Origin of the sequence: Proteus penneri (genome assembly GCF_022369495.1) — a bacterium.
GTDB lineage: Bacteria > Pseudomonadota > Gammaproteobacteria > Enterobacterales > Enterobacteriaceae > Proteus > Proteus penneri.
The window spans coordinates 2,617,881-2,643,372 of record NZ_CP059690.1 but is presented as its reverse complement, the minus strand read 5'-3'; the positions used below and the strand labels follow the sequence as shown (position 1 = coordinate 2,643,372).

Sequence of the window (25,492 nt, the reverse complement as noted above, 5' to 3'; positions counted from 1 at the left end):
TATTCGCTGGTTGTATTTTTAATGACTGGGAACTTGGCTATTTTAAACGCAACTGTTGTAGATTACCGTTTAATTGAATATCAGTACGTAATGTCGCGATTTTCCGACTGATAAATGCAGACTCTTTATGAGTAGTAAGTTTGTTTTGCCATTTAGTAGGAACATCATCAATATGTTGATAGAGCGATTCTAGATCTGGATAAGCTTGTAAAAGCTCGGTAGCACTTTTAGGACCAATACCAGGAACTCCTACAACCTTACTGCTACTGACGCCCGTTAATCCCCAATAATCGGTAAGTTGAGATGGTTCGACACCAAATTCAGATCTAATAAATTCTAAATCTAACCAGCGTCGTTGAAAATAATCGCGTATACGAATAGAGGGAGAAAGTAATTGGCAATAACCTTTATCCGTTGAAATGATCGTGACTCGAAAACCTGCACTTGCCACTTTGGTTGCCAGTGTTGCTGCAACGTCATCTGCTTCATCACCACCTGAGTGCCAGCTTTGTATTCCTAAATTAAGTAACATTGCTTTAATTTCAGGTAATTGTTGTCGCAAGTCATCAGGCATGGGTGTGCGGCCTGCTTTATAATCGGGTAAGAGTTGATGTCGCCAACTACCCTCTCGATCATCTTCATCAAAGACCGCTACAGCATGGGTAGGTTGTGTGTGACCAAGCAGCTGATTGACACTCTGTTCACACACAGTTTGGCAAGAAGAACCTGATGCCGCATGAATGCGGCGGATCAGGTTTAAAGCATCAATAATCAGCAAATGTATCATAATAAATTAGCTGATAATTTCGTAACATGGTTGGTAAGCTGTACCACCCGGAAGTTTCATTCGATGTTGCTCAACAAAGCCGGTTAATAAAATATCCATGCGACGCATAATTTCACGATCACCATGAATTTTATAAGGGCCGTAAGCTTCAATCGCTTTCATACCTACTTCTTTTACGTTACCAGCAACAATACCAGAGAATGCACGACGTAAGTCAGCTGCTAATTTCTCAGGAGATTGATCGGTACTTAAGTTAAGCGATGCCATATTTTCATGTGTTGGCTCAAAAGGATGCTGTAAATCAGCATTGATTTTCATTGACCAATTAAAGCTATAAGCATCACCAGTACTACGACGATTATCTTTGACCAAAGGCATATATTTTTTCATGATACGAGCAACTTCAGGTGCATCATCAATAATAATTTGGTAATGACGTCGAGCTTCGTCGCCTAATGTATTGGCGATAAAGTCATCTAATACATTAAAGTACTCTGCACTCTCTTTAGGGCCAGTTAAAATCAGTGGTAATACTTGGTCTTGATTTTCTGGAGACATCAGAATACCAAGTAAATACAGCAATTCTTCCGCTGTTCCTACACCGCCAGGGAAAATAATAATTCCATGTCCAATTCGCACGAAAGATTCCAGACGCTTTTCAATATCTGGCATAATAATCAGTTCGTTAACTAATGGATTTGGTGGCTCAGCCGCAATGATTGAAGGCTCAGTCATACCAATAAAACGGCTATTTTTATAACGTTGTTGAGCGTGACCAACGGCAGCCCCTTTCATTGGTGCTTCCATCGCACCAGGTCCACAGCCTGTACAGATATTGAGTTCTCGTAACCCTAATTCGTTACCTACTTTTCTACCGTAAAGGTATTCTGTTTCATTGATTGAGTGACCACCCCAGCAAACGATCATGTTAGGATCTTCATCAATATGAAGGGCTCGTGCATTACGTAAAATCGAGAAAATTGTGTTAGTAATGTGAGTACTATTTTCTAAGTTCAGGTGAAGATCACGTTTGGCTGTTGTGATTTGCCCGTGAACAAACAATATGTCACGAAGCACAGCAAATAAGTTAGCTTGTAGTGAGCGAATAATTTTTCCATCAACAAAGGCGTCTTCAGGAGGATTGACTAACTCAAGTTTTACGCCTCGTTCACGGCGCAGTACGTTAATATCAAAATCTTGGTATTTAGATAACAGTTCTTTACTACTATCAGTAAGGCTACCAGAGTTGAGGACAGCAAGAGAACAATTACGAAACAGCTGATAAAGATCACTGCTTGCGGTTCTCTTTAGCATATCAACTTCTAGCTGTGAAAGCAGATCCATGGAACCTAATGGGCTGACATGAGTTATCACGTAGGACTCCTTTTTCTCCTGAAATAACAAACTGAAGTGCAACTGATCTTGGTATAACACAGATCATATTAACATACAGGCATTATTCCTATTATTGTCTGGCTAATCGACTGATTTTTGGAACAAACTCACAATTACTACGCCAAGGATTGATATCTAATCCACCACGTCGCGTATATCTCGCATAAACAGTTAATGTTTCTGGCGTACATAATTGCATGATATCGTGAAAAATTCGTTCAACACACTGTTCATGAAATTCATTGTGTTGCCTAAATGAAACTAAATAGCGTAGCAGTTTTTCACGGTTAATCTTTTTACCCTTATATTGAATAGCGACTGATCCCCAATCTGGTTGATTGGTAATAAGACAATTGGATTTTAACAGATGGCTGACAAGGGTTTCTTCAACCAGTGTATCGGTTGTCGATTCGTTTAACCATTGGACATCAAACTGATAATTATCAATTTCGATATCTTGTTCATCAATACACTCTCCAGCAAAATCGACAATAGGTTGTGATGTAAAATGCGAAAGTGGATAGATAGTCAAATTAACTTTGCCTTTAGCACAAGTTGTTAAATCGTTAAGTAAGGTTTTTTCGACGATATCCCAACTTTCAAAGCGAGTTTGATTAAAACTATTGAGATATAATTTAAAACTTTTAGATTCAATAAGATTTTCAGTGGTTGCGTCTAATTCAACATGACCAATAGCAACTTGTGGTAAGCCTTTGCTATTAAGCCATGAGAGCTCATACATAGTCCAAATATCACCACCATGAAAAGGTAAATTTTCAGCAGTTAAAGAGAGTGAATCTCGATTTAGGCTACGTGGTACACCTTGCAATAATCCGGCATCATATTGATCGTGATATTGAGTCTCTTTGCCGAGAGATAATGCTTCAAGAGATTTATCACCTTGATATAAAGACATAATTTACATCCTAACTTTAGCTGAAAATAAAAGAAGGTTAATTATACTATTGAAACATCAATAGTATATGAATGCTTTATTTTTGATGCTCTGAATTAGTGTCATAATCAGGTAATATAAAGGGAATTCTTATTTAAATAGATAAAACAGATAATCATGACTGAAAACATCTCCTCTGAATTAAAAGCCTTTACGCAAAAGTATGTTGATTTGTGGCAAGAAAAATCAGGTTTACCTCCTGCAAGTGAAGATCTTTATGGTGTTCCTTCTATTTGTATATCAAGAACAGGTGATGAGGTTGTTTACTGGTTACCGCAACCTTTTGTAGGAATAGATAAACTAGAAAAAATTGAAAAAGCAATGGGGATTATTATTCGCCCTGAATTGCATGATTACTTTACCACTCAGTATGCTGGTGATATGCAGGTTCGTTTTAGAGATATAGATTTCAGTTTGATCCAAGTGTGGAGCGAAGAAGATTTTATTCGCTTACAAGAAAACATTATTGGTCATTTGGTGACTCAAAAGCGTTTAAAACTTACACCCACATTGTTTATTGGCACTACAGATTCAGAAAATGAAATAATTTCCGTGTGTAATGTTTCCGGTGAAGTCATTCTTGAAACTTTCGGTAAAAAGAAAAGAGAAGTTTTAGCTGAAAATTTATCTCTCTTTTTATCGGAATTAGTCGCTGTATATAATGAGTGATGTAGTCTATAAGCCTTTTTTCTTGTGAGATATATCTTACAAAAAAAGCATGTGTTTTTTATTAAAAAACGTCACTAATAAAAATAAAATTGATTTATTTAAGTAGAGCAATAAGTTATTAACTTATTGTCTTTATTTATAGTTATAGCTCTTTAATTACTTTTATTTTGTGGGTTGTTTAACTAATCAATTATTGGCATTCTACGTCCACCAACTAAGGGACTGTTTGGTGGCCGATAAAATATAGAGTGATCAAGGACACAGGAAATAGGATATTTCCATTAATGTTGATACGGACGTAATCTCAAGGATAGATAAAAACGGTCTTGCTTGGACGCATGTGTTGTACAGACAACTATTTTTCTTGTCTAAAAGGGGTTTCGGCTCCTTTTATTTTTTATTTGTTTTCTGCTATTCCATCCCAATGTTATCCTTATTCGTAAGTTTTATATAAGGAATAAATGATGACACCAGAACAACGCATTTTAGCTAAATTGCTCTTGATTGAAGAAGAGATGAAGAATATTGAGCTATGGCAATTAGAATCTCCGACTGAACAAGCATTTGAAAGTGTTGAGCCTTTCTGTATTGATACAATGAGTGCTCATGAATGGTTACAGTGGGTATTAATTCCAAAATTGTCATCGATGATTGAAAATGAAATGCCATTACCGAATGCATTTGCAATCGCACCTTATTACGAAGAAGCATTTAAAGAAGATAAGAGTCGAGATGTTACTGATTTACTCAATCATTTGCGTGAACTTGACGCAATGTTTAAATCATAAGGCCGACAATGCTAGATATTATTTATCAAGATGAATATCTTGTTGCGGTGAATAAACCTGCGGGCTGGCTTGTTCACCGTAGTTGGTTAGATAGACATGAAACAGTGTTTGTAATGCAGACACTAAGAGATCAAATAGGGCAACATGTTTTCCCCGTGCATCGTCTAGATAGACCTACATCAGGTGTTCTATTGATGGCGCTTTCTTCTGATGTCGCTAGGGCGCTATCTCAATCTTTTGAACAACATAAAACAGAAAAAATTTACCATGCCGTTGTCAGAGGGTATGTTGAAGAAGCGCTAGTGATTGATAGCCCTTTAGTGGAGGAGTTAGATAAAATTGCAGATAAATTTGCAACTCAACCTCCACAAATTCAAGAATGTGTAACACATTGCCAGCCATTAGGAACTGTTGAAAAAGAGGTTGCGATTGGGCGCTATCCTACATCTCGATTTAGTTTATTAGAATTGCGTCCTGAAACAGGTCGTAAGCATCAATTACGTCGCCATATGTCTCATATTCGCCATCCAATTATTGGTGATACCGCTCATGGTGATTTACGTCAAAACCGTGGAGTTGTAAATTATTTTCAATCTCATCGCTTGATGTTACATGCAAGCCATCTAAACTTAATTCATCCAATCACATTGCAACCACTTAACTTAACAGCTAAATGGGATCTGCCTTGGCAACACCTTATTAATCAATTTGGTTGGCGTGGATTAAGACCTGAATTAGAGCAGTATGGTGAAGATTTAGCTCATCATTTTTAATTCCTTTCTTATTTTAAATATTACTTTCATTTTGTGACTATCAAGGCTTTTTTACTTAAGTCTTGATGGTTTGCGCAAATTTATAATCTATTTTAATTATTTGTAAAATAGATTATTTTATTAATTGATCTGAGCACATGTTTGAAACGTGACAGCTATCATGTATTCATTAAGCGATTTATTTTATGATGTAAAATAAATAAGGCTTATCATTAGATAAGTTTATGAAATAAAACCCACACTACTTTAAACAAATAAAAACTTACAACATATAAAAACCCACATTCCGGGAGTCTGCTTGATGTTTAAAAACCTATTTGTTGTTTTACAAAAAATCGGAAAGTCCTTGATGTTACCGGTATCTGTGCTGCCTATCGCCGGTATTTTATTAGGGGTTGGTTCCGCTGATCTTTCATGGATCCCTTCTTCTGTTTCTCAAGTTATGGCAGAAGCTGGTGGTTCGGTTTTCTCTAATATGCCACTTATTTTTGCGATTGGTGTTGCATTAGGTTTTACCAATAATGATGGGGTATCAGCACTAGCCTCTGTTGTGGCTTATGGCATTATGTCAAAAACTATGCTGGTAGTGGCTCCTTGGGTATTAGGTTTATCACCTGATAGTGTTGAAATACAACGTTTAACTGATACGGGGGTACTCGGTGGTATCATTGCGGGTATTATTGCCGCATCAATGTTTAACCGCTTTTATCGTATTAAACTTCCTGAGTATTTAGGTTTCTTTGCAGGTAAACGCTTTGTCCCTATTATTTCTGGTCTGATTGCGATTTTTGTGGGTATTCTTCTATCCTTTATTTGGCCACCTATCGGTACAGCTATCCAACGTTTTTCTGAGTGGGCTGCGTATCAAAACCCAGCAGTTGCTTTCGGTATTTATGGTGTTGTTGAGCGTGCATTGGTGCCGTTTGGTTTGCACCATATCTGGAATGTACCGTTCCAAATGCAAGTGGGTGAATATGTAAATAGTGCAGGACAAGTATTCCATGGTGATATTCCTCGCTATATGGCAGGAGACCCTACTGCGGGTATGTTGTCAGGTGGCTTTTTATTTAAGATGTTTGGTTTGCCTGCAGCAGCTATTGCGATATGGCATTCAGCTCGTCCTGAGAATCGTGTAAAAGTGGGCGGTATCATGATTTCTGCGGCATTAACTGCCTTCTTAACAGGGATCACAGAACCTATCGAATTCTCATTTATGTTCGTCGCACCTATTCTTTATGTTATTCACGCCATTTTAGCTGGCTTAGCATTTGTTATTTGTATTCTGTTAGGTATGCGTGATGGGACGAGTTTCTCTCATGGCTTAATTGACTTTATCGTATTAAGCGGTAACAGCAGTAAGCTGTACCTGTTCCCAATTATTGGCATACTTTATGCGATAACTTATTACTCTATTTTCCGTTTCTTAATCGTGAAACTAAACCTGAAAACTCCAGGTCGCGAAGTTGAAGATAAAAATGCAAAACAAGCTGATAAGAGTGCAATGGGGCAATCTTTAGTCGCTGCGTTTGGTGGCAAAGACAATATCAGTAGCTTAGATGCTTGTATTACTCGTTTACGTATTGGCGTTAAAGAAATTGAAAAAGTCGATCGTGATGAGTTGAAAAGATTAGGTGCTGCTGGTGTTGTGGTTGTTGGCTCGGGTATTCAAGCGATATTTGGCCCTAAATCAGATAATCTAAAAACTGAAATGGATGAATATATAAGGTCTTTAGGTAACGATAAATAGCTTACTATATTCCACACTAAATAAAAAAGCACTCCCATGTAAAACTCGGGAGTGTTTTTTTATTGCAATAATATTTATGCTGGTTATGCCATTCTATTAATTATTAAATAGAGTGGGAAAATATCATGCTAACCGTCAAAAGTAATCATAGAAGTTTTATATTATCCATAACAGATATAAATGATAAAAAAAATAGAGAGAGTGCTGTATTCGATAAAAATAACATTTCACTTTTTTTTAAAAAAGGAAATGATAATATTTTTATTCTTAATAAGGATAAGGATTTTTTATTAAATAATATAAAAAAAGAATTAGATAATTCAATTGATAAATATACTAATAATGGTAAAAATAAAGAACATCTAAAAAAACTGGAAGACAGGATTAACTCAGGAGGCGTTAAAACTTTTTTTGATAGTAAAGATAAAATAATCAGCGTGAAAAATATTAATGATATCGGTGATGTCGAAAAAATATTTACTGGTTTGCTTTCCTATAAAAAAAAGGACAGCTTATTTAATAAAATGAAAAAGAATATTTATAATACTAGTTCTCTTGAAAAAATGGTTTTTAATGATGATAGTCCAATTATAAATAGCTTTATAAGCCATAAAGGTCAGTTTTATAAAATAGATCATATTAATGAAAGTTTATATAATAAGAGTAATGGTGGTAATAATTTATTGAATATATTTTCAAATGAAAATAATAATATTGGCTTTCATGGATGTAGTTTATCCATTATGAAAATAGAAGATGAGATACAAACTAATCAGGAGAGTTATTGCAAGGTTGATATAATACCTTCCATCAAGGACACACCATGTGAAATTAAAAAAATTGAAAATGAAATTAAATTAATTAAAAATGAATTACATTCAAAAGTAAGTAGCCATAAAAAAATAGTCGATGTAGCTTTAGCAATAAATAATATTGTTGATTTTTTAGGTTATAAAGATATATCTGAAATAAATATTGATATGTTAACTAGGAAGAAAATCGAAATTAATAATGAATTTGATATTGTTAGACAGTTAAATTCAAATGAAAAGATAGAAGATGAACATAGATTAATAGAATTTAAATCTAGCTTAGAAAAAATAAAAACTATAAAAAATGAATATTATAAATCCATTGAATCGGCTAATTATTTTGGAATTGAATTGTTAATTGAGGTGGATAATAAATTGAAAGGATATACTGCTAGGATTAATAGTGAAATTCAAAAAGAAAATATTTTATTAAATATTAATAAAATCGCTTCATTACTTTTTATTAATAATAATTCTCTAGAGAATAGTAATAGCTTTTTTTCTAAAGCATATAAGTTTTTCTTTCCTAAATCATATCAGAAACGACTCGATATCAATAATAAAAACCATGGCAATATAATGAAAGTACATGAAAATTTAAATATTATACTGAATAGCGATGCTTTCAACGGTGGAAAACTACCCGAATGGGCTAATAAATTAATAACAAAAACGCTAAAGGAATCAAAACCTAAAAATGATATATTTTGGTTTTTTTCAAAAGAAAGAAATGAATGGAATAAAATTTACAATACTCTTTTGTTAAATAAGTAAATATGTGGCTTATGTAGTATTTCTTTATCCTTTGTTTTGATATAAACCGTTATTAATTAATGACGGTTTATATCTATTAAATTAATTTATTTTTAGGTCATAAAACTAAATCAATTTAAATATTAATATAAAAATATAAAAATATAAAAATATAAAAATATAAATCAGACATTAAATTAATAAAATAAGTATTTTTTCATTTATTCTACTGAATTCTAGGATGATATGAAGTAATTAACGACCCTGAAGCTTGAGATAAAGGTTAAATTTCTATATGTTAGGCAAGCTAAGTTTATTGAATTTTAAACTGTATAAAGTAGGTAGTTATGATGGCTAAAATCGGCATTTTTGTAGGTACTGTTTATGGTAATGCATTAGCGGTAGCTGAAGAGGCGCAGCGTATTTTGCTTGAGCATAAACATCAAGCCAATATTTATGAAGAGGGTACACTTGCTGATTGGGAAAAATATTCGACAGTACTTGTGATAACATCGAGTACAGGGCAAGGGGATTTACCTGATACTATTGCTCCGCTATTTCATGAACTACGTGATAATGTTGGATATCAGCCAAATCTAAGTTATGGCTTGATTGCCTTAGGTGATAGTAGTTATGACTCTTTTTGTGGTGCAGGAATGCAATTTGATGAGTTGTTACAAGAGCACCAAGCAAAACGTATCGGCGAAATATTAAAAATAGATGGTATGGATGTCGCAGAGCCAGAAGTATTTGCAATTGATTGGCTTGAAAACTGGGTTAACCTACTAGATTAATTAGAAAATAATCTAATTTTTAATTAGTTGATAAAATAATGAGTTCTATCCTGTATTAAAAACACCGCTTGTTTCTGTTTTATACAGTAACTAAGCGGTGTTTTTCTATAAAACTGACATAAATAACAGCTAAAAGGGTTTGTTATTAACGGCGAGTCAGTTTTTCTAAGTCAGCTTCAATTTCAGCAATTTTATTTGCAACAACATGTTCAAGGTGGCGTAAGTCGTCTAGGATTTTATGTTTTAAATCGACTTCTACTTGATCTTGTTGACAAATTTGATCTAATTCTTCAATAACATAACGTAAGTTAGTATTGATTTCATTGACTTCTTTAAAGCCTTGTCCTGATTGACCATCAGAAATCGTTTTACGTTGGCGTGGATATTTAAACTTTACGCTTTTTGCAAAGAATTCACCTTTATCTTTGCGAAAATAGATTTTTAAAATATCGTTATTAGCTTCTTGGCGTAGAGTATAGCGGTCAATATCTTCAGGATGCGGGATCCCTAAATTTTTTAAATTATCGTACATATATTGGCACCTGATAGAAAGATGAGTGAAAGAATAGCGAACAGAATTAATTCTATCCGCTGTTCTTATATTAGTCGATAGTTCTTAACAATTCATTAATACCAACTTTTCCACGCGTTTTTGCGTCAACTTTTTTCACGATCACGGCACAGTAAAGGCTGTAGCTTCCATCTTTAGAGGGTAAATTGCCCGACACAACAACAGAGCCCGCAGGGACTCGGCCATAATGTACTTCGCCTGTTTCTCGGTCATAAATCTTGGTACTTTGACCAATATAAACCCCCATTGAAATAACGGCACCTTCTTCAACAATAACACCCTCAACAATTTCAGAGCGAGCACCGATAAAGCAGTTATCTTCAATAATGGTTGGGTTTGCTTGTAGTGGTTCTAAAACACCACCAATTCCTACACCACCAGAGAGATGAACATTTTTTCCGATCTGAGCACATGAACCTACGGTTGCCCATGTATCAACCATGCTACCTTCATCAACGTAAGCACCAATATTGACATAAGATGGCATTAAAACAGTGTTACGAGCGATATAAGCCCCTTGTCTAACAGCTGCGGGTGGAACAACACGAAAACCTTCTTTTTCAAAACGTGCTTGGTCATAATCAGCGAATTTCATCGGCACTTTGTCAAAATAACGGCTTTCACTGCCATTAATGACTTGATTATGGTTGATGCGAAAAGAGAGCAGAACGGCTTTTTTTAACCATTGATGAGTCACCCACTGACCGTTAATTTTTTCCGCGACACGCAGTTTCCCGCTGTCTAGCAGTGCAATAACGCTATTAATGGCATCACGAATATGAGGCTCAACGTTGTTTGGAGTGAGATCAGCACGATGTTCGAAGGCGTTATCAATAATAGATTGTAATGCTTGCATTAATAGTATTTCCTATATGTATTGTCGTGGGTTCCTATATTTTATCCTTTGAAACTAGGGCTTTTGTCAACCTTTCTACGACTTCATCCTTCATTTTTTGGTTTAATGCTTTATTTTCGCTATCGGTTAATACGAAGAAATCCTCAACACGTTCGCCTATTGTGGTTATTCTGGCACCATGTAATGAAAGTGAAAGATCAGCAAAAACTTTACCAATAATCGCTAATAATCCTGGGCGATCTCGTGCAAATAGTTCCATATAGGTGCGCTTATTATGGTTAGACGCGATAAAGTTAATTTTAGTCGGAACGTCAAAATGGCGTAATTTGGCAGGTAATGAGCGTGTTTTTGCATTGGCGTTATAAGGAGCGGATACAACTTGGATCAGCGCGTTGCGGATTGCATTATACCGATCAATCGCCAGAGGTTTACCATTAGGCTCTAACACAATAAAGGTATCCATAGCCATATTATCGCGGTTAGTAAAAATTTGAGCGTTATGGATATTTAAATTACGTCTATCTAATTCACCTGCAACAGATGCAAAAAGAGAAGGTCTATCAGCACACCAAATAAATATCTCAGTACCACCATGTTCAGTTTGTTGACTGATTAATACCATGGGATCAGCACTATTATGCTCAATTAACGCAAGTGCATGCCATGCTATTTGTTCTGGTGTATGGCGTAAAAAATAGTCGGCATGACAGCGTCCCCAAATTATTTGTAGTTTATCTTCATCAACCTGTTCCATTCGTAAAATAGTTAGTGCTTGCAAACGATGATTACGAATACGCTCACGTAAATCGGGAATAGAGTGCATACCTTGGCGTAACTGGTTTTCTGTTGATAGAAAAAGTTCACGTAATAGGCTCTGTTTCCAGCTATTCCATAGACTGCTATTGGTTGCACAGATATCAGCAACGGTTAAGCACAAAAGATAACGCAATCGACTTTCATTTTTTACTTCTGATGCAAACTGAAAAATAATGTCAGGATCTTGAATATCACGTCGTTGCGCTGTAACAGACATAAGTAAGTGGTTACAAACAAGCCATTCAACTAAGGCTGATTCTCTCTGATTTAAACCATGTTGTTGAGCAAAATGCGCAACGTCTTGAGCGCCTAATATGGAGTGATCGCCATGGCGACCTTTGGCAATATCATGAAAAAGTGCAGCTAAACGTAGTAATTCAAGTTGAGGAAGTTTGGGATAAATATCAACACAAAGCGGATGTTGTTCGTGGTTTTCATAAGAACCAAAACTTTCAAGTTTTTGTAAAACACGAATAGTATGTTCATCAACGGTATAGGCATGGAATAAATCAAACTGCATTTGGCCTACAATATTATTCCATTGCGGGAAATAAGCCGCCAGTACACTGTGTTTATGCATTGGAACAAATGCACCAGAAACTGCATGAGGATGGCGCAAGATCTGCATAAAAACTTGGCGTGCTAGTGGGTACTCACACAAAGGCTGAACTAAATGACGACGCGCATAACGCAAATGGCGTAGTGTTGTAGAATAAATTCCCGTGATCTCTTTATGTTCTGCCATACGTAAAAATAGGCGCATAATGGCGATAGGATCATCAAGAAAACAGCTCTCATCGATAACATCAATGAGAGAGCCTCTTAGCTGGAATTCATTATCTAAAGGTCGTGGTTTTACATTAGGTTGCAGAGCAAGAATAGCTTCGTCAAAAAGTTGAAGTAACATATCATTTAACTCGCTGACACGACGAGTTACGCGATAGTAATCCTTCATCATCTTTTCAACCGACTGATTGCCTTCACCTTCATAATTTAAAAGTTGAGCAACGTTGAGTTGTCTATCAAATAATAGGCGATTGTCATAGCGAGAAAGCACAAGATGGAGAGCAAAACGAATTTTCCATAGTGTGTATTGGCACTCTAATAGCTCTTGTCCTTCTGCTGGCGTTAAAAAGCCAAAGTTGACCATTTCAGAAACTGATGCAGCACCAAAATGGCGATGCGCTACCCAAATTAGAGTGTGAATATCGCGCAGTCCACCAGGGCTACTTTTGATATCTGGTTCTAAGTTATAGCTGGTACTATGAAATCGTTGATGTCTCTGTTTTTGTTCTTCTATTTTAGCTGCAAAAAAATCGGGTGATGGCCAAAATCCTTGGCTGAAAATATGATTAATTAACTGTTGATAAAGTGATTGATTACCACAAACAAGGCGAGCTTCTAGCAAATTTGTCGCTACCGTTAAATCAGAGAGACCTTCTAAAAGACACTCTTCCATTGTTCTAACACTGACACCGATTTCAAGGCGCACATCCCAAAGTAAGGTAATTAATTTACTGATTTTGTCGGCTATTTCTGGTGATAAAGGTGAATCACTTAAAAACAGAAGGTCGATATCAGAAAGGGGGTGTAACTCTTGCCTACCATAACCACCAACAGCAATAATACTAAGGTCAGGATAATCAGATAATTGAGTATAACGCCATAATTGAGTTAAGAGTTGGTCAATGAAATGGCTACGGGCTTGAAGTAATAAAGCTACATCAACATCATGATGAAAAGCATCTGCTAACCAAGACTGAAATTGTTCAATAGATTGCTTAAGTTTAGCGCAATCTAGGATGTTTTCTGTCAGCAAAAAAGGGGAAGGGGGCGGTGTTTGAAATGTATTTTTATTAGTCATTATTCGTCTTCCTCCTTAATATTTGCTTATGACATTAAGACTAATGTTAAAACGATAACCTGACTAGTCATTCTGCTATTTCATAGCAAATAAAATAAAAAAAGCGACACATCTCGAAAAAATATGTCGCTTTTACATTTCTAGCTCAAAAAGAAGCTTATGCGTTGACTAATACCGCCGAAATAAACGGTTCTTCTTCTTTGCGTAATGTCATAATTTCACAACCATCATCAGTAACGACTAATGTATGTTCGTATTGTGCTGACCAACCTCTGTCTTTAGTTTTAACCGTCCAGCCATCTTTCATCGTACGAATACGGTAATCACCTGTGTTTACCATTGGCTCGATGGTAAATGCCATGCCTTTTTGTAACACAACACCGCTATCATCTGCATCGTAGTGTAAAACTTGAGGCTCTTCATGGAATCCTTCACCAATACCGTGACCACAATATTCTCGAACAACAGAATAGTCATGACCTTCAACAAACTTTTGAATTGCTTTGCCAAGTTCACGTAAGCGAATACCTGGTTTAACCATTTTAATAGCAAGGTAGAGGCTTTCTTGGGTGATACGACATAAACGTTCACCTTGTATTGTTGGTTTACCTACGATAAACATTTTTGAAGTATCGCCATGAAAACCATCTTTAATGACAGTGACATCAATATTAACGATATCGCCATCTTTAAGGATTTTTTCTTCGCTAGGAATACCGTGGCAAATAACATCGTTAACCGAAATACAGACTGATTTAGGGAAACCATGATAGTTAAGACAAGCAGGAATAGCCTGTTGTGCGTTAACAATATGCTCATGACAAATACGGTCTAATTCAGCGGTGTTTACGCCTGGTTTTACGAAAGGTGCGATAATTTCAAGAACTTCTGCCGCAAGACGACCTGCGACGCGCATTTTTTGAATATCTTCTTCTGTCTTGATTACAATAGCCATTTGAGTTCTTCGTCTAGATTAAAAGCCACAATACGAATTAGATAATACATTTTGTTGTATTCATATTTTGTATTGCAGGTTAAATGAATGATGATGAGAAATAATTCTGATTACCATTTATGATATCAGCAGAAAGTAGGTGTGCCAATAAAGAGGATGTGTGCAATCTGTCTGATATCGAGAATAATGACGAACATTACGCCTTCTTAATCTGATTGTCTTTACATATTGCGCTTTTCTATTGGTGTTTTTCTAGCAAATTGATATTAGAGCAATATTCATAGCAATCACTTCAATAATCTCTTTTTCCTCTGTTTAATATCGCCAATTTTATGTCAAATACGCCGTTATCAAACACAAGTAATAGTGGTTTCTTAAGGTTATTTATGGTATAAAGCGCGCCGGAGTTCTGTTATTGCACCACACAGTGGGTAATAGCAGTAAATCTGAAACATTCAATTGTGTTAATTACACACACAAATCGGCACATAACGCCGGGGTGCTCTTATGTGAAGGTTTTAGCCTTTACAGCTGATGAGTCGGTCGTATGGGATTTGTGGACGAAATAACCCCAAATTTAAATTTATAGAGGTCTAAAATGGCAACTGTTTCAATGCGCGATATGCTGCAAGCCGGTGTTCACTTCGGTCACCAAACTCGTTACTGGAATCCAAAAATGAAACCATTCATCTTTGGTGCGCGTAACAAAGTTCATATCATTAACTTGGAAAAAACTGTTCCAATGTTCAATGAAGCGTTGGTTGAACTGAACAAAATTGCTTCTCGTAAAGGCAAAATCCTGTTTGTTGGTACTAAGCGCTCTGCCGTTGAAGCTGTTAAAGAAGCAGCAGAAAGCTGTGACCAGTTTTATGTAAACCACCGCTGGTTAGGCGGTATGCTGACTAACTGGAAAACTGTTCGTCAGTCAATCAAACGCCTGAAAGATTTAGAATCACAATCTCAGGACGGTACTTTTGACAAACTGACCAAGAAAGAAGCGTTAATGCGTTCTCGTGAACTTGGTAAGTTAGAAAACAGCCTGGGTGGTATCAAAGACATGGGCGGTTTACCTGACGCTCTGTTTGTTATCGATGCTGAACACGAACACATTGCTATCAAAGAAGCAAACAACCTGGGTATTCCAGTATTTGCTATCGTTGATACTAACTCTGATCCAGATGGTATCGACTTCATTATCCCTGGTAATGACGATGCAATCCGTGCGGTTAAATTATATCTGACCGCTGCAGCTACAGCTGTTCGTGAAGGTCGTTCTCAAGATCTGGCTGTTCAGGCTGAAGAAGGCTTAGTCGAAGCTGAATAATAAGGCATGCTCGTAAGAGCCCTTATTTAACCAGGTATTGCTATATATTGGTTAGGGGGCCTCAATAGGCCCCCTTTACACATCTGCTATGAGAACATCTATGGCTAGCCCATAGAAAAGTCGAGGAAGAAACAAATGTCTGGAATTACCGCTGCATTGGTAAAAGAACTGCGTGAACGTACTGGCGCAGGCATGATGGAATGTAAAAAAGCGCTGGTTGAAGCTAATGGTGATATCGAATTAGCAATCGACAACATGCGTAAATCAGGTCAAGCTAAAGCGGCTAAAAAAGCAGGCCGTGTTGCTGCTGAAGGTATCATCCTTGCAGAAGTTGCTGCTGATGGTAAATTCGGTGCGCTGGTTGAACTGAACTGTGAAACAGACTTCGTTGCCAAAGATGCTGGTTTCATCGCTTTCGGTAAAGAAGTTATGGCTGCTGTATTAGCTGACAAAACTGATGATATCGATGCTCTGAAAGCTAAATTCGAAGAAGCACGTACTGCATTAGTTGCTAAAATCGGTGAAAACATCAACATTCGTCGTGTTGCTGTATTAGAAGCTGAAGAATTAGGTACTTACCTACACGGTGCTCGTATCGGTGTTTTAGTTGCAGCTAAAGGCGCTAACGAAGAACTGATCAAACACATTGCTATGCACGTTGCTGCAAGCAAACCAGAATATGTTCGTCCTGAAGATGTTCCTGCTGATGTTGTTGAACATGAGCACCAAATTCAGATGGATATCGCAATGCAATCAGGTAAACCACGCGAAATCGCAGAAAAAATGGTTATCGGTCGCATGAACAAATTCACCGGTGAGATTTCTCTGACTGGTCAGCATTTCGTAATGGATCCAAGCAAAACTGTTGGTGAACTGCTGAAAGAAAACAATGCTGATGTTATTAACTTCGTTCGTTTCGAAGTTGGTGAAGGTATTGAGAAAGTTGAAGCTGATTTCGCAGCAGAAGTTGCTGCAATGAGCAAATAATAACGCTTAGCGTTAACAGAGCCGCCTAATGGCGGTTCTGTTTTGTTGTAATCTCCACTGGCTGTTTGCTTTTTTTTGTTAAAAAGAGAAGCTATCTAAAACCTCCAATTAACTAATCTGCTTAGGACAGAACACCATGGCTACCAATGCAAAACCTGTATATCAGCGAATTTTATTAAAGCTGAGTGGCGAAGCCCTGCAAGGCGCAGAAGGTTTCGGTATCGATGCGAGCGTACTTGATCGCATGGCTCAGGAAATCAAAGAACTCGTTGAATTAGGTATACAAGTCGGTGTCGTAATTGGCGGTGGTAACTTGTTCCGTGGCGCGGGTCTTGCTGCGGCAGGTATGAACCGTGTTGTGGGTGACCACATGGGAATGCTCGCGACAGTAATGAATGGTTTAGCAATGCGTGATTCATTGCATCGTGCTTATGTAAATGCACGCCTTATGTCTGCATTTCCACTGAATGGTGTCTGCGATAACTACAGTTGGGCAGAAGCAATTAGCTTATTACGCCACGGTCGAGTCGTTATTTTCTCGGCTGGTACGGGTAACCCATTCTTTACTACCGATTCAGCTGCGTGTTTACGCGGTATTGAAATTGAAGCTGACGTTGTATTAAAAGCAACGAAAGTGGATGGCGTTTATTCTGCTGATCCAACCAAAGATCCTGATGCAGTACTTTATGAAAAACTGACTTATCAGGATGTATTAGAACGTGAATTGAAAGTCATGGATCTTGCTGCATTCACATTAGCCCGAGATCATAATTTACCTATCCGCGTATTCAATATGAATAAACCGGGTGCATTACGTCGGGTTGTAATGGGTGAAAGTGAAGGAACTTTGATTTCTCACGCTTAATACACAGAGACAACGGTATAATTTGGCGTTAACATCTAGAGTACGCCAATTCATTTATGTCGGTATGATTTCATATCGACTGGAAGATAACCAGTTCCCAAGGGTTTATAACGTGATTAATGAAATCAAAAAAGATGCTCAAGAACGCATGGATAAAAGCGTTGAAGCACTAAAAAGCCAGATTAATAAAGTTCGTACTGGTCGTGCGTCTCCTAGCCTTTTAGATGGCATTGTAGTTGAATACTACGGAGCGCCAACTCCATTAAACCAAGTTGCTAACGTCGTTGCAGAAGATGGCCGTACACTGGCGATCACGGTATTCGATCGCACTTTAGCACCAGCTGTTGAAAAAGCGATTATGGCATCAGATTTAGGTTTAAACCCTTCATCTGCTGGAGCCATTATCCGTGTTCCACTGCCTCCATTAACTGAAGAACGTCGTAAAGACTTAATCAAAGTTGTTCGTGGTGATGCAGAGCAAGGTCGCGTTTCTATTCGTAATATCCGTCGTGATGCTAACGATAAAGTAAAAGCATTACTAAAAGATAAAGAGATTAGCGAAGATGATGAACGCCGTTCACAAGATGACATTCAGAAATTAACTGACATGTTCATTAAAAAAATTGATGATGCATTAGCGCTGAAAGAAGCAGAGTTAATGGAATTCTAAATTTTATATCTTTTTTCGATAATGCCGCTTTTTAGCGGCATTATTTTTAATTATTTATTTGAAAATTCGTGCTTAATACCTTCTTTTGTCACATTATTTATTAAAGTTTTTATCTTTAATCCTCATTTACCTTGTCATACTGATATAATTCTCTTTAATTAAAACGTTGTAGACATACTGATTGATTAATAAATGAAACAAATAACTATATTAGGTTCAACAGGATCTATCGGAACTAGTACTCTTTCCGTCATTGAAAATAATCCTGGTGAGTATCAGGTTCTTGCTCTAGTAGCAGGAAAAAATGCAGACAAGATGGCGCAACAGTGCCTTACTTTCCAGCCTAAATACGCTGTGATGTCTGATGAGAACAGTGCAAAACAACTTAAACAATTACTTGCTAATACATCGTGCAAAACCGAAATTTTATCTGGCTCTCATGCGATCAATGAAATTGCCGCTCTTGATGATGCTGATCAAGTGATGTCTGCGATAACCGGTGTTGCAGGATTAAAACCGACACTTGCTGCCATTGAAAAAGGCAAAAGAATTCTATTAGCAAATAAAGAATCACTGATAACTAGTGGGCGACTTTTCTTTGATGCGGTTGCTAAATATGGTGCGACAATTTTACCCATTGATAGCGAACATAATGCAATTTATCAAAGCTTACCTAAAACTATTCAAGAAAATCTAGGCCATGCCTCTTTAGCTAACGAAGGTGTGACGAGCATTTTGTTAACGGGTTCTGGCGGTCCATTTCGCTATACACCATTAGAAGAATTGGAAATGATGACACCAGATCAAGCGTGTGCGCATCCAAATTGGTCTATGGGACGTAAAATTTCGGTTGATTCTGCAACGATGATGAATAAAGGGCTTGAGTATATTGAAGCTCGTTATTTCTTTAATGCTTCTGAAGAAGAAATGGAAGTCATTATTCATCCACAATCTGTTATTCATTCAATGGTTCGCTATCGCGATGGTAGTATTATTGCTCAAATTGGTGAACCCGATATGAGAACGCCAATTGCGTACTCAATGGCTTACCCACATCGAACTCAATCTGGTGCAAAAGCATTAGATTTCTTTGAGATTCAATCTCTAGAGTTTATTCGTCCAGACTACCAACGTTACCCTTGTTTAGCGCTAGCTATTGAAGCGTCAAAACGTGGGCAAGCGGCAACAACAGTGTTAAATGCAGCTAATGAAGTGGTTGTTGATGCATTTTTACACGAAAAAGTGAAGTTTACTGATATTGCTAAAATTAATCGTAAAGTTGTTGAACATTTCGACCTATCAGAGCCTCAAAGTATTAATGATGTTCTAGAAATTGATAAATTAGCAAGATTAGAAACTCATCAGATAATCACTCAATTGGTATAATGGTGATTATATTTAATATAGGGTGTTTGTTCGTCTTTCTGGCTAATGGTATAGTTGCCGAATCACTAAAGACAATAATGAAAATTAACAGTTCATTACTAAAGCTATTGCTTTAGCAACTTTGAGGCTTTGCCAAAGGCCGTGGGTGTCACGGTTTTTTTTTGTGCATAGGTTATCCGAAGAGGACTGTCTGTATCAGTATCAGATTAGCAAAGGGTTAAATTGAGTGAACTTATCCAGTGACGATTCATCCGCATCAAAACCAAAGCATGTTGCTATCATTATGGATGGCAATGGACGCTGGGCTAAAAAGCAAGGGAAACTCCGAGTAACGGGGCATCGCGCGGGAATTAAAGCAGTTCGGGATGCGGTTAGCTTTTCCGTAAAACACAAAATTGAATCACTAACGTTATATGCATTTAGTAGCGAAAACTGGAATAGACCAGAGCAGGAAGTGAGTTCTCTCATGGAGTTATTTGTTTTTGCTTTAGATAACGAAGTGAAGAGTCTTCATAAACATAATGTTAAATTGACTGTCATTGGTGATATCAGCCGTTTTAGTCGTCGCTTACAAGACCGAATTAAAAGTTCTGTGGCACTCACTGCGAATAATACAGGACTTAATTTAAATATTGCGGCTAATTATGGCGGTCGATGGGATATCACTCAAAGTGTAAAACAATTAGCGACATCCCTCGCAAAAGGGGAAATTAGCCTCGAAGATATTAATGAAAATGCAATATCCTCACATCTTTGCTTGCATAATCAGCCTGATGTCGATCTTGTTATTCGTACAGGTGGTGAGCATCGTATAAGTAATTTTCTTATTTGGCAGATTGCTTATGCTGAGCTTTATTTTACACAGGTTTTATGGCCTGATTTTGATGAACAAGTTTTTCAGAATGCACTAGATGCTTTTGCTAAACGGGAAAGACGTTTCGGTGGTACTACATCAGAAACAGATACTATAAATCTGGGAGGATAACTTGCTTAAGTATCGTGTCATCACCGCATTAATTTTAATCCCTATTGTTATTGCTGCACTATTTCTACTTCCTCCCGTAGGTTTTGGATTGGTCATTATTGCAATATCAGGCTTAGCGGGATGGGAATGGGCACAATTTATTGGCTGGCATTCTCAAGGCAAACGTATTGCAACAGGGATCGGCTTTGCTGCATTGTTACTCGTTATGCAGTTTTCTTTACCTAATTTTGACCACCTACTAGATACTCCAATGATAAAAAATGGTTTGTGGGCAGGTTTAATTTGGTGGGTAGCCGCAATTTTATTAGTTGTAAGTTATCCGAATTCAGCCAATATGTGGAAAAATTCAGTTTTTATTAAGTTATTGTTCGGTATATTGACGATTGTTCCTTTTTATTGTGGCATGATGGCGCTACGTATGTTGGGCTATAACACCGACACTTATACTGGTGCATGGTGGTTATTGTATGTCATGTTATTAGTTTGGGCGGCTGATTCTGGCGCTTATGCTTTCGGACGTTTAATCGGTAAACATAAAATGGCGCCTAAAGTATCACCAGGTAAAACCCTCGAAGGGTTAGTTGGTGGCTTGATTACTGCTGGTGTTGCATCGTGGTTGTTTACTTATTTTTCACCAGTGACTGAAGTACCGGACAACTTGTTATTAATATCTGGCGTTGTTGTTATCGTATCGGTATTTGGCGATCTTGCAGAAAGCATGTTTAAACGCGTTTCTGGTATTAAAGACAGTAGCCAATTGATACCGGGGCATGGCGGTGTACTTGATAGAATTGATAGTTTGACTGCGGCTATCCCAGTCTTTGCAGGATTGGTCTTTCTGATTTCTTCTGGCTTTAAACTATAAAGGTAAGTAATGGGTATCCTGTGGAATCTTGCCGCGTTTATTATCGTTTTAGGTATTTTAATTACGGTACATGAGTTTGGGCATTTTTGGGTAGCTAGGCGCTGTGGTATTTATGTCGAGCGTTTTTCTATTGGTTTTGGAAAAGCAATTTGGCGCAAAATAGATAAACATGGCACTGAATTTGTTATCGCATGGATACCCTTGGGTGGCTATGTAAAGATGTTAGATGAAAGAGTCGCTGAGGTTGCACCTGAGCGCCGTCATCTTGCATTTAATAATAAAACAGTTGGTCAACGTGCTGCGGTTGTTGCCGCAGGACCTATTGCTAACTTTTTGTTAGCGATAGTCGCCTATTGGATTGTTTTTATGATAGGTGTGCCTGCATTAAAACCTATAATTGCAGACATTCGTCCGAATTCTATCGCAGAACAAGCAAAATTAACGCCCGGAATGGAACTAAAATCTGTTGCAGGTATCGAAACGCCTGATCAGAATGCAGTTCGTTTAGCATTAGTTAGTAAAATTGGTGCCAAAGAGGTTTCGTTCATTGTTTCAGATCCAAATTCTCTTTCTGAGAGTGAGAATATACTGAATTTACAACAATGGAATTTTGATCCTGAAAAACAAGATCCTATCTTGTCTCTAGGGATAATGCCTGTTGGCGCACGATTAGACTCAAAGATTATTGACGTTACGAAAGGTTCTGCTGCTGAAAAAGCGGGTTTACAGGCGGGGGATCGTATCGTTAAAGTTGATGGTCAGCCAATTGATGCATGGCATCCATTTACTTATTTTGTTCGACAAAGTCCCAATAAAGTTTTGGCGCTTCTTGTTGAACGTAACGGCTCGTCGTTGATGTTGAATATTACACCGACAGCTGTTGCACTGAAAGATGGCACTGAAGTAGGGCAAGTTGGTGCGCAATTGCAAGTATTACCTCCTGATGAGCAATATTTGATAATGCAGCAATACAACCCATTTTCAGCGCTTTATGAAGCATCTGATAAAACATGGCAGTTGATGAGTTTAACTGTCAAAATGATTGGCAAGTTAGTCGTAGGTGACGTCAAATTAACTAACCTTAGTGGGCCTGTTTCCATCGCGAAAGGCGCGGGAATGTCTGCTGACTCTGGTTTTATTTATTATTTGATGTTTATGGCGCTTATTAGTGTCAATTTGGGGATCATTAACTTGTTTCCCCTGCCTGTCTTAGATGGCGGGCACCTGCTTTTCCTGGTTATCGAGAAGATAAAGGGAGGGCCGGTATCTGAGCGTGTACAAGATTTCTGTTATCGTATTGGTATTATGGCACTGATGCTTTTAATGGGACTTGCACTTTTCAATGATTTCTCTCGCTTATAATTGGTAAGCAGAGACCGGTTAGGAAAACACAAAACAACGATGGCGATGAAAAAGTTGCTTATAGCGTCGCTGCTGCTGGGCAGCGCCACTGCATACGGTTCAGACGGATTCGTAGTTCAGGACATTCAATTTGAAGGTCTTCAACGCGTCGCCGTTGGTGCAGCATTACTGAACATGCCGGTTCGGGTTGGAGACTCGGTCGGTAATGATGATATCAGCCGAACTATCCGTTCATTATTTGCGACAGGAAACTTTGATGATGTTCGTGTCCTGCGTGACGGAAATACTCTGATTGTTCAAGTAAAAGAGCGTCCAACTATTGCCAGCATTACTTTCTCTGGTAACAAAGCAATCAAGGAAGAGATGCTAAAACAGAACCTTGATGCTTCTAACATTCGTATTGGTGAAACACTTGACCGTACAATGCTTGCAAATATCGAGAAAGGACTTGAAGATTTCTATTATAGTGTTGGTAAATATAATGCAACGGTAAAAGTGGTTGTTACACCTCTCCCTCGTAACCGTGTTGACTTAAAACTCGTGTTTGCAGAAGGTGTATCAGCAACTATTCAGCAAATCAACATTGTTGGTAATAAAGCGTTTTCTACCGCTGAGCTCGTTAACCGTTTCCAATTACGTGACGATGTGCCTTGGTGGAACTTAGCGGCTGATGAAAAATATCAGAAACAAAAACTGGCGGGTGACTTAGAAACATTAAGAAGTTTTTATCTCGATCGTGGTTATGCTCGTTTTGATATTGAATCAACTAATGTCAGCTTAACGCCAGACAAAAAAGGTATTTACATTACCATTAACCTGAAAGAAGGTGATAAATACACAGTAGAAAATACTGAAGTCAATGGTAATACGGCAGGCTACACTAAACAAATTGAAGAGCTTATCGAAATTGCACCGGGCTCTCTTTATAATGGCGCGCAAGTGACTAAAACAGAAAATGATATTAAAAATCTGTTAGGTCGTTATGGATATGCTTATCCTCGTGTTATGACAAGCCCTGAAATTAATGATGAAAACAAAACCGTGAAACTGCATGTAAACGTAGATGCTGGAAACCGTTTCTATGTTCGCCAAGTACGTTTCGCAGGTAACGATATCACGAAAGACTCTGTTTTACGCCGTGAAATGCGTCAAATGGAAGGTGCATGGTTAGGTAGTGATTTAGTTGAACAAGGTAAAGAACGTTTAAATCGTTTAGGTTATTTCGAATCGGTTGAAACAGAAACGCAACGTATTCCAGGTTCGCCTGATCAAGTTGATATTGTTTATCGCGTAAAAGAACGTAACACTGGTTCTCTTAACTTTGGTGTCGGTTTCGGTACTGAAAGTGGTGTGAGTTTCCAAGTGGGTGTTACCCAAGATAACTGGTTAGGTACAGGTAATGCAGTTGCGATTAATGCGAGTAAAAATGACTACTCAACTTACGCTGAATTGTCTGTTACAGACCCATACTTTACTGTCAATGGTGTGAGTTTGGGTGGTCGAATTTTCTATAACGACTTCCGCGCTAATGATGCTGATTTATCAGGTTATACCAATAAATCTTATGGTGTAGATGGTACATTAGGCTTCCCAATTAATGAATATAACTCAGCCCGTCTAGGTTTAGGCTATACTCACAATGGTCTGTCACGTATGGATCCTCAAGTTGCGATGTGGCGTTATCTTGAAAGTATGGGAGAAAGTCCAGCACTTGATAAACGTGAATCGTTTAACGCGGATGACTATACTGTCAGTCTGGGGTGGACATTTAATAACTTAAACAAAGGTTTCTTCCCAACTTCGGGTGTGAGAAGTAACTTAAGTGGACGTGTGACTGTACCTGGTTCTGACAACAAGTACTACAAAGTGACTTGGGACGGTATGGCGTATTACCCAATCAATGAAAAAGAATCTTGGGTAACTCTGTTTAAAGGCCGTTTAGGCTACGGTGATGGTTTAGGTGGTAAAGAATTACCATTCTATGAAAACTTCTATGCCGGTGGTTCTGGTACCGTTCGTGGTTTCCGTTCAAATAATATCGGCCCTAAAGCCGTTTATTTAAATGAAAAAGGGCATGAAGGAAAACCATATTTATCAAGTGATGCGGTTGGTGGTAACGCTATGGCCGTGGCAAGCTTTGAGCTGATCACACCAACGCCATTTGTAGATGATAAATATTCCTCATCAGTTAGAACTTCTATGTTTGTTGATGCGGGTACAGTATGGGATACCAATTGGAATAGCACGAACTCTAATTGGACAGCAGGTATGCCTGATTTTGGTAAAGCAAGTAATATACGTGTTTCGACCGGTGTTGCATTACAATGGTTATCTCCTTTAGGTCCGTTAGTATTCTCTTATGCTAAACCAATAAAAGATTACGAAGGCGATAAATCAGAGCAATTCCAGTTTAATATTGGTAGAACGTGGTAGCGATGTAAGTAAAGTTGATGCCTGATTCACAATGCTGAAAAAGGCATCCGATTTCTGACAAAAAATTATTTTTGGTTTTA

Annotated in this window: 22 protein-coding genes; 15 read left to right on the top strand and 7 right to left on the bottom strand. The window is 37.7% G+C overall.

Features of this window, described 5'->3' with window-relative positions:
• Positions 1-37 precede the first annotated feature (37 nt).
• The 3 genes from xni to queF all read right to left on the bottom strand — a co-directional run bounded on the left by xni (position 38) and on the right by queF (position 3,098).
• Positions 38-787 (bottom strand): flap endonuclease Xni, encoded by a 750-nt coding sequence (gene xni, locus H1225_RS12005; RefSeq protein ID WP_006535925.1) that lies wholly within the window; start codon positions 785-787, stop codon positions 38-40.
• Between the two features lie 6 nt (positions 788-793).
• Positions 794-2,161 (bottom strand): nucleotide 5'-monophosphate nucleosidase PpnN, encoded by a 1,368-nt coding sequence (gene ppnN / locus H1225_RS12000; protein ID WP_072064271.1) that lies wholly within the window; start codon positions 2,159-2,161, stop codon positions 794-796.
• A gap of 91 nt (positions 2,162-2,252) precedes the next feature.
• Positions 2,253-3,098 carry an NADPH-dependent 7-cyano-7-deazaguanine reductase QueF gene (queF, locus tag H1225_RS11995; protein ID WP_006535921.1) on the bottom strand — a complete coding sequence of 282 codons (846 nt, stop codon included), beginning with the start codon at positions 3,096-3,098 and terminating at the stop codon, positions 2,253-2,255.
• A 156-nt stretch (positions 3,099-3,254) separates the two neighbouring features.
• On the opposite strand from queF, the gene syd reads away from it, so the two are divergent.
• The 6 genes from syd (at position 3,255) to H1225_RS11965 (ending at position 9,473) form a co-directional block, all read left to right on the top strand.
• On the top strand, positions 3,255-3,806 hold the full coding sequence (gene syd / locus H1225_RS11990) for a SecY-interacting protein (RefSeq protein ID WP_006535920.1): 552 nt from the start codon (positions 3,255-3,257) through the stop codon (positions 3,804-3,806).
• 464 nt (positions 3,807-4,270) lie between these two features.
• Positions 4,271-4,594 carry a YqcC family protein gene (locus H1225_RS11985; RefSeq protein ID WP_109399947.1) on the top strand — a complete coding sequence of 108 codons (324 nt, stop codon included), beginning with the start codon at positions 4,271-4,273 and terminating at the stop codon, positions 4,592-4,594.
• An 8-nt stretch (positions 4,595-4,602) separates the two neighbouring features.
• The gene (gene truC / locus H1225_RS11980; RefSeq protein WP_109399946.1) at positions 4,603-5,367 is read left to right on the top strand and encodes a tRNA pseudouridine(65) synthase TruC; all 765 of its coding nucleotides are present in this window, start codon (positions 4,603-4,605) and stop codon (positions 5,365-5,367) included.
• A gap of 301 nt (positions 5,368-5,668) precedes the next feature.
• Positions 5,669-7,114: a PTS glucose transporter subunit IIBC gene (ptsG, locus tag H1225_RS11975; protein WP_161724264.1), complete on the top strand. Its 1,446-nt coding sequence runs from the start codon at positions 5,669-5,671 to the stop codon at positions 7,112-7,114.
• Between the two features lie 125 nt (positions 7,115-7,239).
• A complete protein-coding gene (locus tag H1225_RS11970; RefSeq protein WP_161727497.1) occupies positions 7,240-8,700 on the top strand; it encodes a hypothetical protein in 1,461 nt (486 codons plus the stop codon).
• A 329-nt stretch (positions 8,701-9,029) separates the two neighbouring features.
• A complete protein-coding gene (locus H1225_RS11965) occupies positions 9,030-9,473 on the top strand; it encodes a flavodoxin (RefSeq protein ID WP_006535911.1) in 444 nt (147 codons plus the stop codon).
• A 145-nt stretch (positions 9,474-9,618) separates the two neighbouring features.
• On the opposite strand, the gene H1225_RS11960 is transcribed toward H1225_RS11965, so the two are convergent.
• The 4 genes from H1225_RS11960 to map all read right to left on the bottom strand — a co-directional run bounded on the left by H1225_RS11960 (position 9,619) and on the right by map (position 14,535).
• Positions 9,619-10,005, bottom strand: coding sequence for a DUF3461 family protein (locus H1225_RS11960; RefSeq protein ID WP_006535910.1), 387 nt, complete (start codon positions 10,003-10,005; stop codon positions 9,619-9,621).
• A 70-nt stretch (positions 10,006-10,075) separates the two neighbouring features.
• On the bottom strand, positions 10,076-10,900 hold the full coding sequence (gene dapD / locus H1225_RS11955; RefSeq protein WP_006535909.1) for a 2,3,4,5-tetrahydropyridine-2,6-dicarboxylate N-succinyltransferase: 825 nt from the start codon (positions 10,898-10,900) through the stop codon (positions 10,076-10,078).
• A 34-nt stretch (positions 10,901-10,934) separates the two neighbouring features.
• Complete coding sequence (glnD, locus tag H1225_RS11950) at positions 10,935-13,580, bottom strand: bifunctional uridylyltransferase/uridylyl-removing protein GlnD (protein ID WP_161724269.1); 2,646 nt, start codon at positions 13,578-13,580, stop codon at positions 10,935-10,937.
• A gap of 157 nt (positions 13,581-13,737) precedes the next feature.
• Positions 13,738-14,535, bottom strand: coding sequence for a type I methionyl aminopeptidase (gene map / locus H1225_RS11945; RefSeq protein WP_161669644.1), 798 nt, complete (start codon positions 14,533-14,535; stop codon positions 13,738-13,740).
• A gap of 598 nt (positions 14,536-15,133) precedes the next feature.
• Between map and rpsB the strand changes: the two genes are divergently transcribed.
• The 9 genes from rpsB (at position 15,134) to bamA (ending at position 25,412) form a co-directional block, all read left to right on the top strand.
• On the top strand, positions 15,134-15,859 hold the full coding sequence (gene rpsB, locus H1225_RS11940; protein WP_023582712.1) for a 30S ribosomal protein S2: 726 nt from the start codon (positions 15,134-15,136) through the stop codon (positions 15,857-15,859).
• Positions 15,860-15,994: 135 nt separating this feature from the next.
• On the top strand, positions 15,995-16,846 hold the full coding sequence (gene tsf / locus H1225_RS11935; protein WP_115065593.1) for a translation elongation factor Ts: 852 nt from the start codon (positions 15,995-15,997) through the stop codon (positions 16,844-16,846).
• Between the two features lie 136 nt (positions 16,847-16,982).
• Positions 16,983-17,711 carry a UMP kinase gene (gene pyrH / locus H1225_RS11930; RefSeq protein WP_006535902.1) on the top strand — a complete coding sequence of 243 codons (729 nt, stop codon included), beginning with the start codon at positions 16,983-16,985 and terminating at the stop codon, positions 17,709-17,711.
• A 112-nt stretch (positions 17,712-17,823) separates the two neighbouring features.
• Positions 17,824-18,381 (top strand): ribosome recycling factor, encoded by a 558-nt coding sequence (frr, locus tag H1225_RS11925; RefSeq protein WP_036913811.1) that lies wholly within the window; start codon positions 17,824-17,826, stop codon positions 18,379-18,381.
• 192 nt (positions 18,382-18,573) lie between these two features.
• Entirely contained in the window at positions 18,574-19,767 is a 1,194-nt protein-coding gene (gene ispC, locus H1225_RS11920) for a 1-deoxy-D-xylulose-5-phosphate reductoisomerase (protein ID WP_161671168.1), read from the top strand.
• 283 nt (positions 19,768-20,050) lie between these two features.
• Complete coding sequence (gene uppS / locus H1225_RS11915) at positions 20,051-20,752, top strand: polyprenyl diphosphate synthase (RefSeq protein ID WP_023582707.1); 702 nt, start codon at positions 20,051-20,053, stop codon at positions 20,750-20,752.
• A gap of 1 nt (position 20,753) precedes the next feature.
• On the top strand, positions 20,754-21,617 hold the full coding sequence (cdsA, locus tag H1225_RS11910) for a phosphatidate cytidylyltransferase (RefSeq protein WP_109848119.1): 864 nt from the start codon (positions 20,754-20,756) through the stop codon (positions 21,615-21,617).
• Between the two features lie 9 nt (positions 21,618-21,626).
• Positions 21,627-22,979, top strand: coding sequence for a sigma E protease regulator RseP (gene rseP / locus H1225_RS11905; protein ID WP_161671169.1), 1,353 nt, complete (start codon positions 21,627-21,629; stop codon positions 22,977-22,979).
• 39 nt (positions 22,980-23,018) lie between these two features.
• Positions 23,019-25,412 carry an outer membrane protein assembly factor BamA gene (bamA, locus tag H1225_RS11900; RefSeq protein ID WP_109848121.1) on the top strand — a complete coding sequence of 798 codons (2,394 nt, stop codon included), beginning with the start codon at positions 23,019-23,021 and terminating at the stop codon, positions 25,410-25,412.
• Positions 25,413-25,492 lie beyond the last annotated feature (80 nt).

Excerpts from the sequence above, each read along its gene's own strand:
- xni (WP_006535925.1), bottom strand. The coding sequence starts at position 787 with ATGATACATTTGCTGATTATTGATGCTTTAAACCTGATCCGCCGCATT.
- tsf (WP_115065593.1), top strand. The coding sequence starts at position 15,995 with ATGTCTGGAATTACCGCTGCATTGGTAAAAGAACTGCGTGAACGTACT.
- pyrH (WP_006535902.1), top strand. The coding sequence starts at position 16,983 with ATGGCTACCAATGCAAAACCTGTATATCAGCGAATTTTATTAAAGCTG.
- rseP (WP_161671169.1), top strand. The coding sequence starts at position 21,627 with ATGGGTATCCTGTGGAATCTTGCCGCGTTTATTATCGTTTTAGGTATT.
- H1225_RS11960 (WP_006535910.1), bottom strand. The coding sequence starts at position 10,005 with ATGTACGATAATTTAAAAAATTTAGGGATCCCGCATCCTGAAGATATT.
- bamA (WP_109848121.1), top strand. The coding sequence starts at position 23,019 with ATGGCGATGAAAAAGTTGCTTATAGCGTCGCTGCTGCTGGGCAGCGCC.
- uppS (WP_023582707.1), top strand. The coding sequence starts at position 20,051 with ATGGATGGCAATGGACGCTGGGCTAAAAAGCAAGGGAAACTCCGAGTA.
- map (WP_161669644.1), bottom strand. The coding sequence starts at position 14,535 with ATGGCTATTGTAATCAAGACAGAAGAAGATATTCAAAAAATGCGCGTC.
- queF (WP_006535921.1), bottom strand. The coding sequence starts at position 3,098 with ATGTCTTTATATCAAGGTGATAAATCTCTTGAAGCATTATCTCTCGGC.
- syd (WP_006535920.1), top strand. The coding sequence starts at position 3,255 with ATGACTGAAAACATCTCCTCTGAATTAAAAGCCTTTACGCAAAAGTAT.
- ispC (WP_161671168.1), top strand. The coding sequence starts at position 18,574 with ATGAAACAAATAACTATATTAGGTTCAACAGGATCTATCGGAACTAGT.
- ptsG (WP_161724264.1), top strand. The coding sequence starts at position 5,669 with ATGTTTAAAAACCTATTTGTTGTTTTACAAAAAATCGGAAAGTCCTTG.
- glnD (WP_161724269.1), bottom strand. The coding sequence starts at position 13,580 with ATGACTAATAAAAATACATTTCAAACACCGCCCCCTTCCCCTTTTTTG.
- H1225_RS11985 (WP_109399947.1), top strand. The coding sequence starts at position 4,271 with ATGACACCAGAACAACGCATTTTAGCTAAATTGCTCTTGATTGAAGAA.
- dapD (WP_006535909.1), bottom strand. The coding sequence starts at position 10,900 with ATGCAAGCATTACAATCTATTATTGATAACGCCTTCGAACATCGTGCT.
- H1225_RS11965 (WP_006535911.1), top strand. The coding sequence starts at position 9,030 with ATGGCTAAAATCGGCATTTTTGTAGGTACTGTTTATGGTAATGCATTA.
- rpsB (WP_023582712.1), top strand. The coding sequence starts at position 15,134 with ATGGCAACTGTTTCAATGCGCGATATGCTGCAAGCCGGTGTTCACTTC.
- truC (WP_109399946.1), top strand. The coding sequence starts at position 4,603 with ATGCTAGATATTATTTATCAAGATGAATATCTTGTTGCGGTGAATAAA.
- H1225_RS11970 (WP_161727497.1), top strand. The coding sequence starts at position 7,240 with ATGCTAACCGTCAAAAGTAATCATAGAAGTTTTATATTATCCATAACA.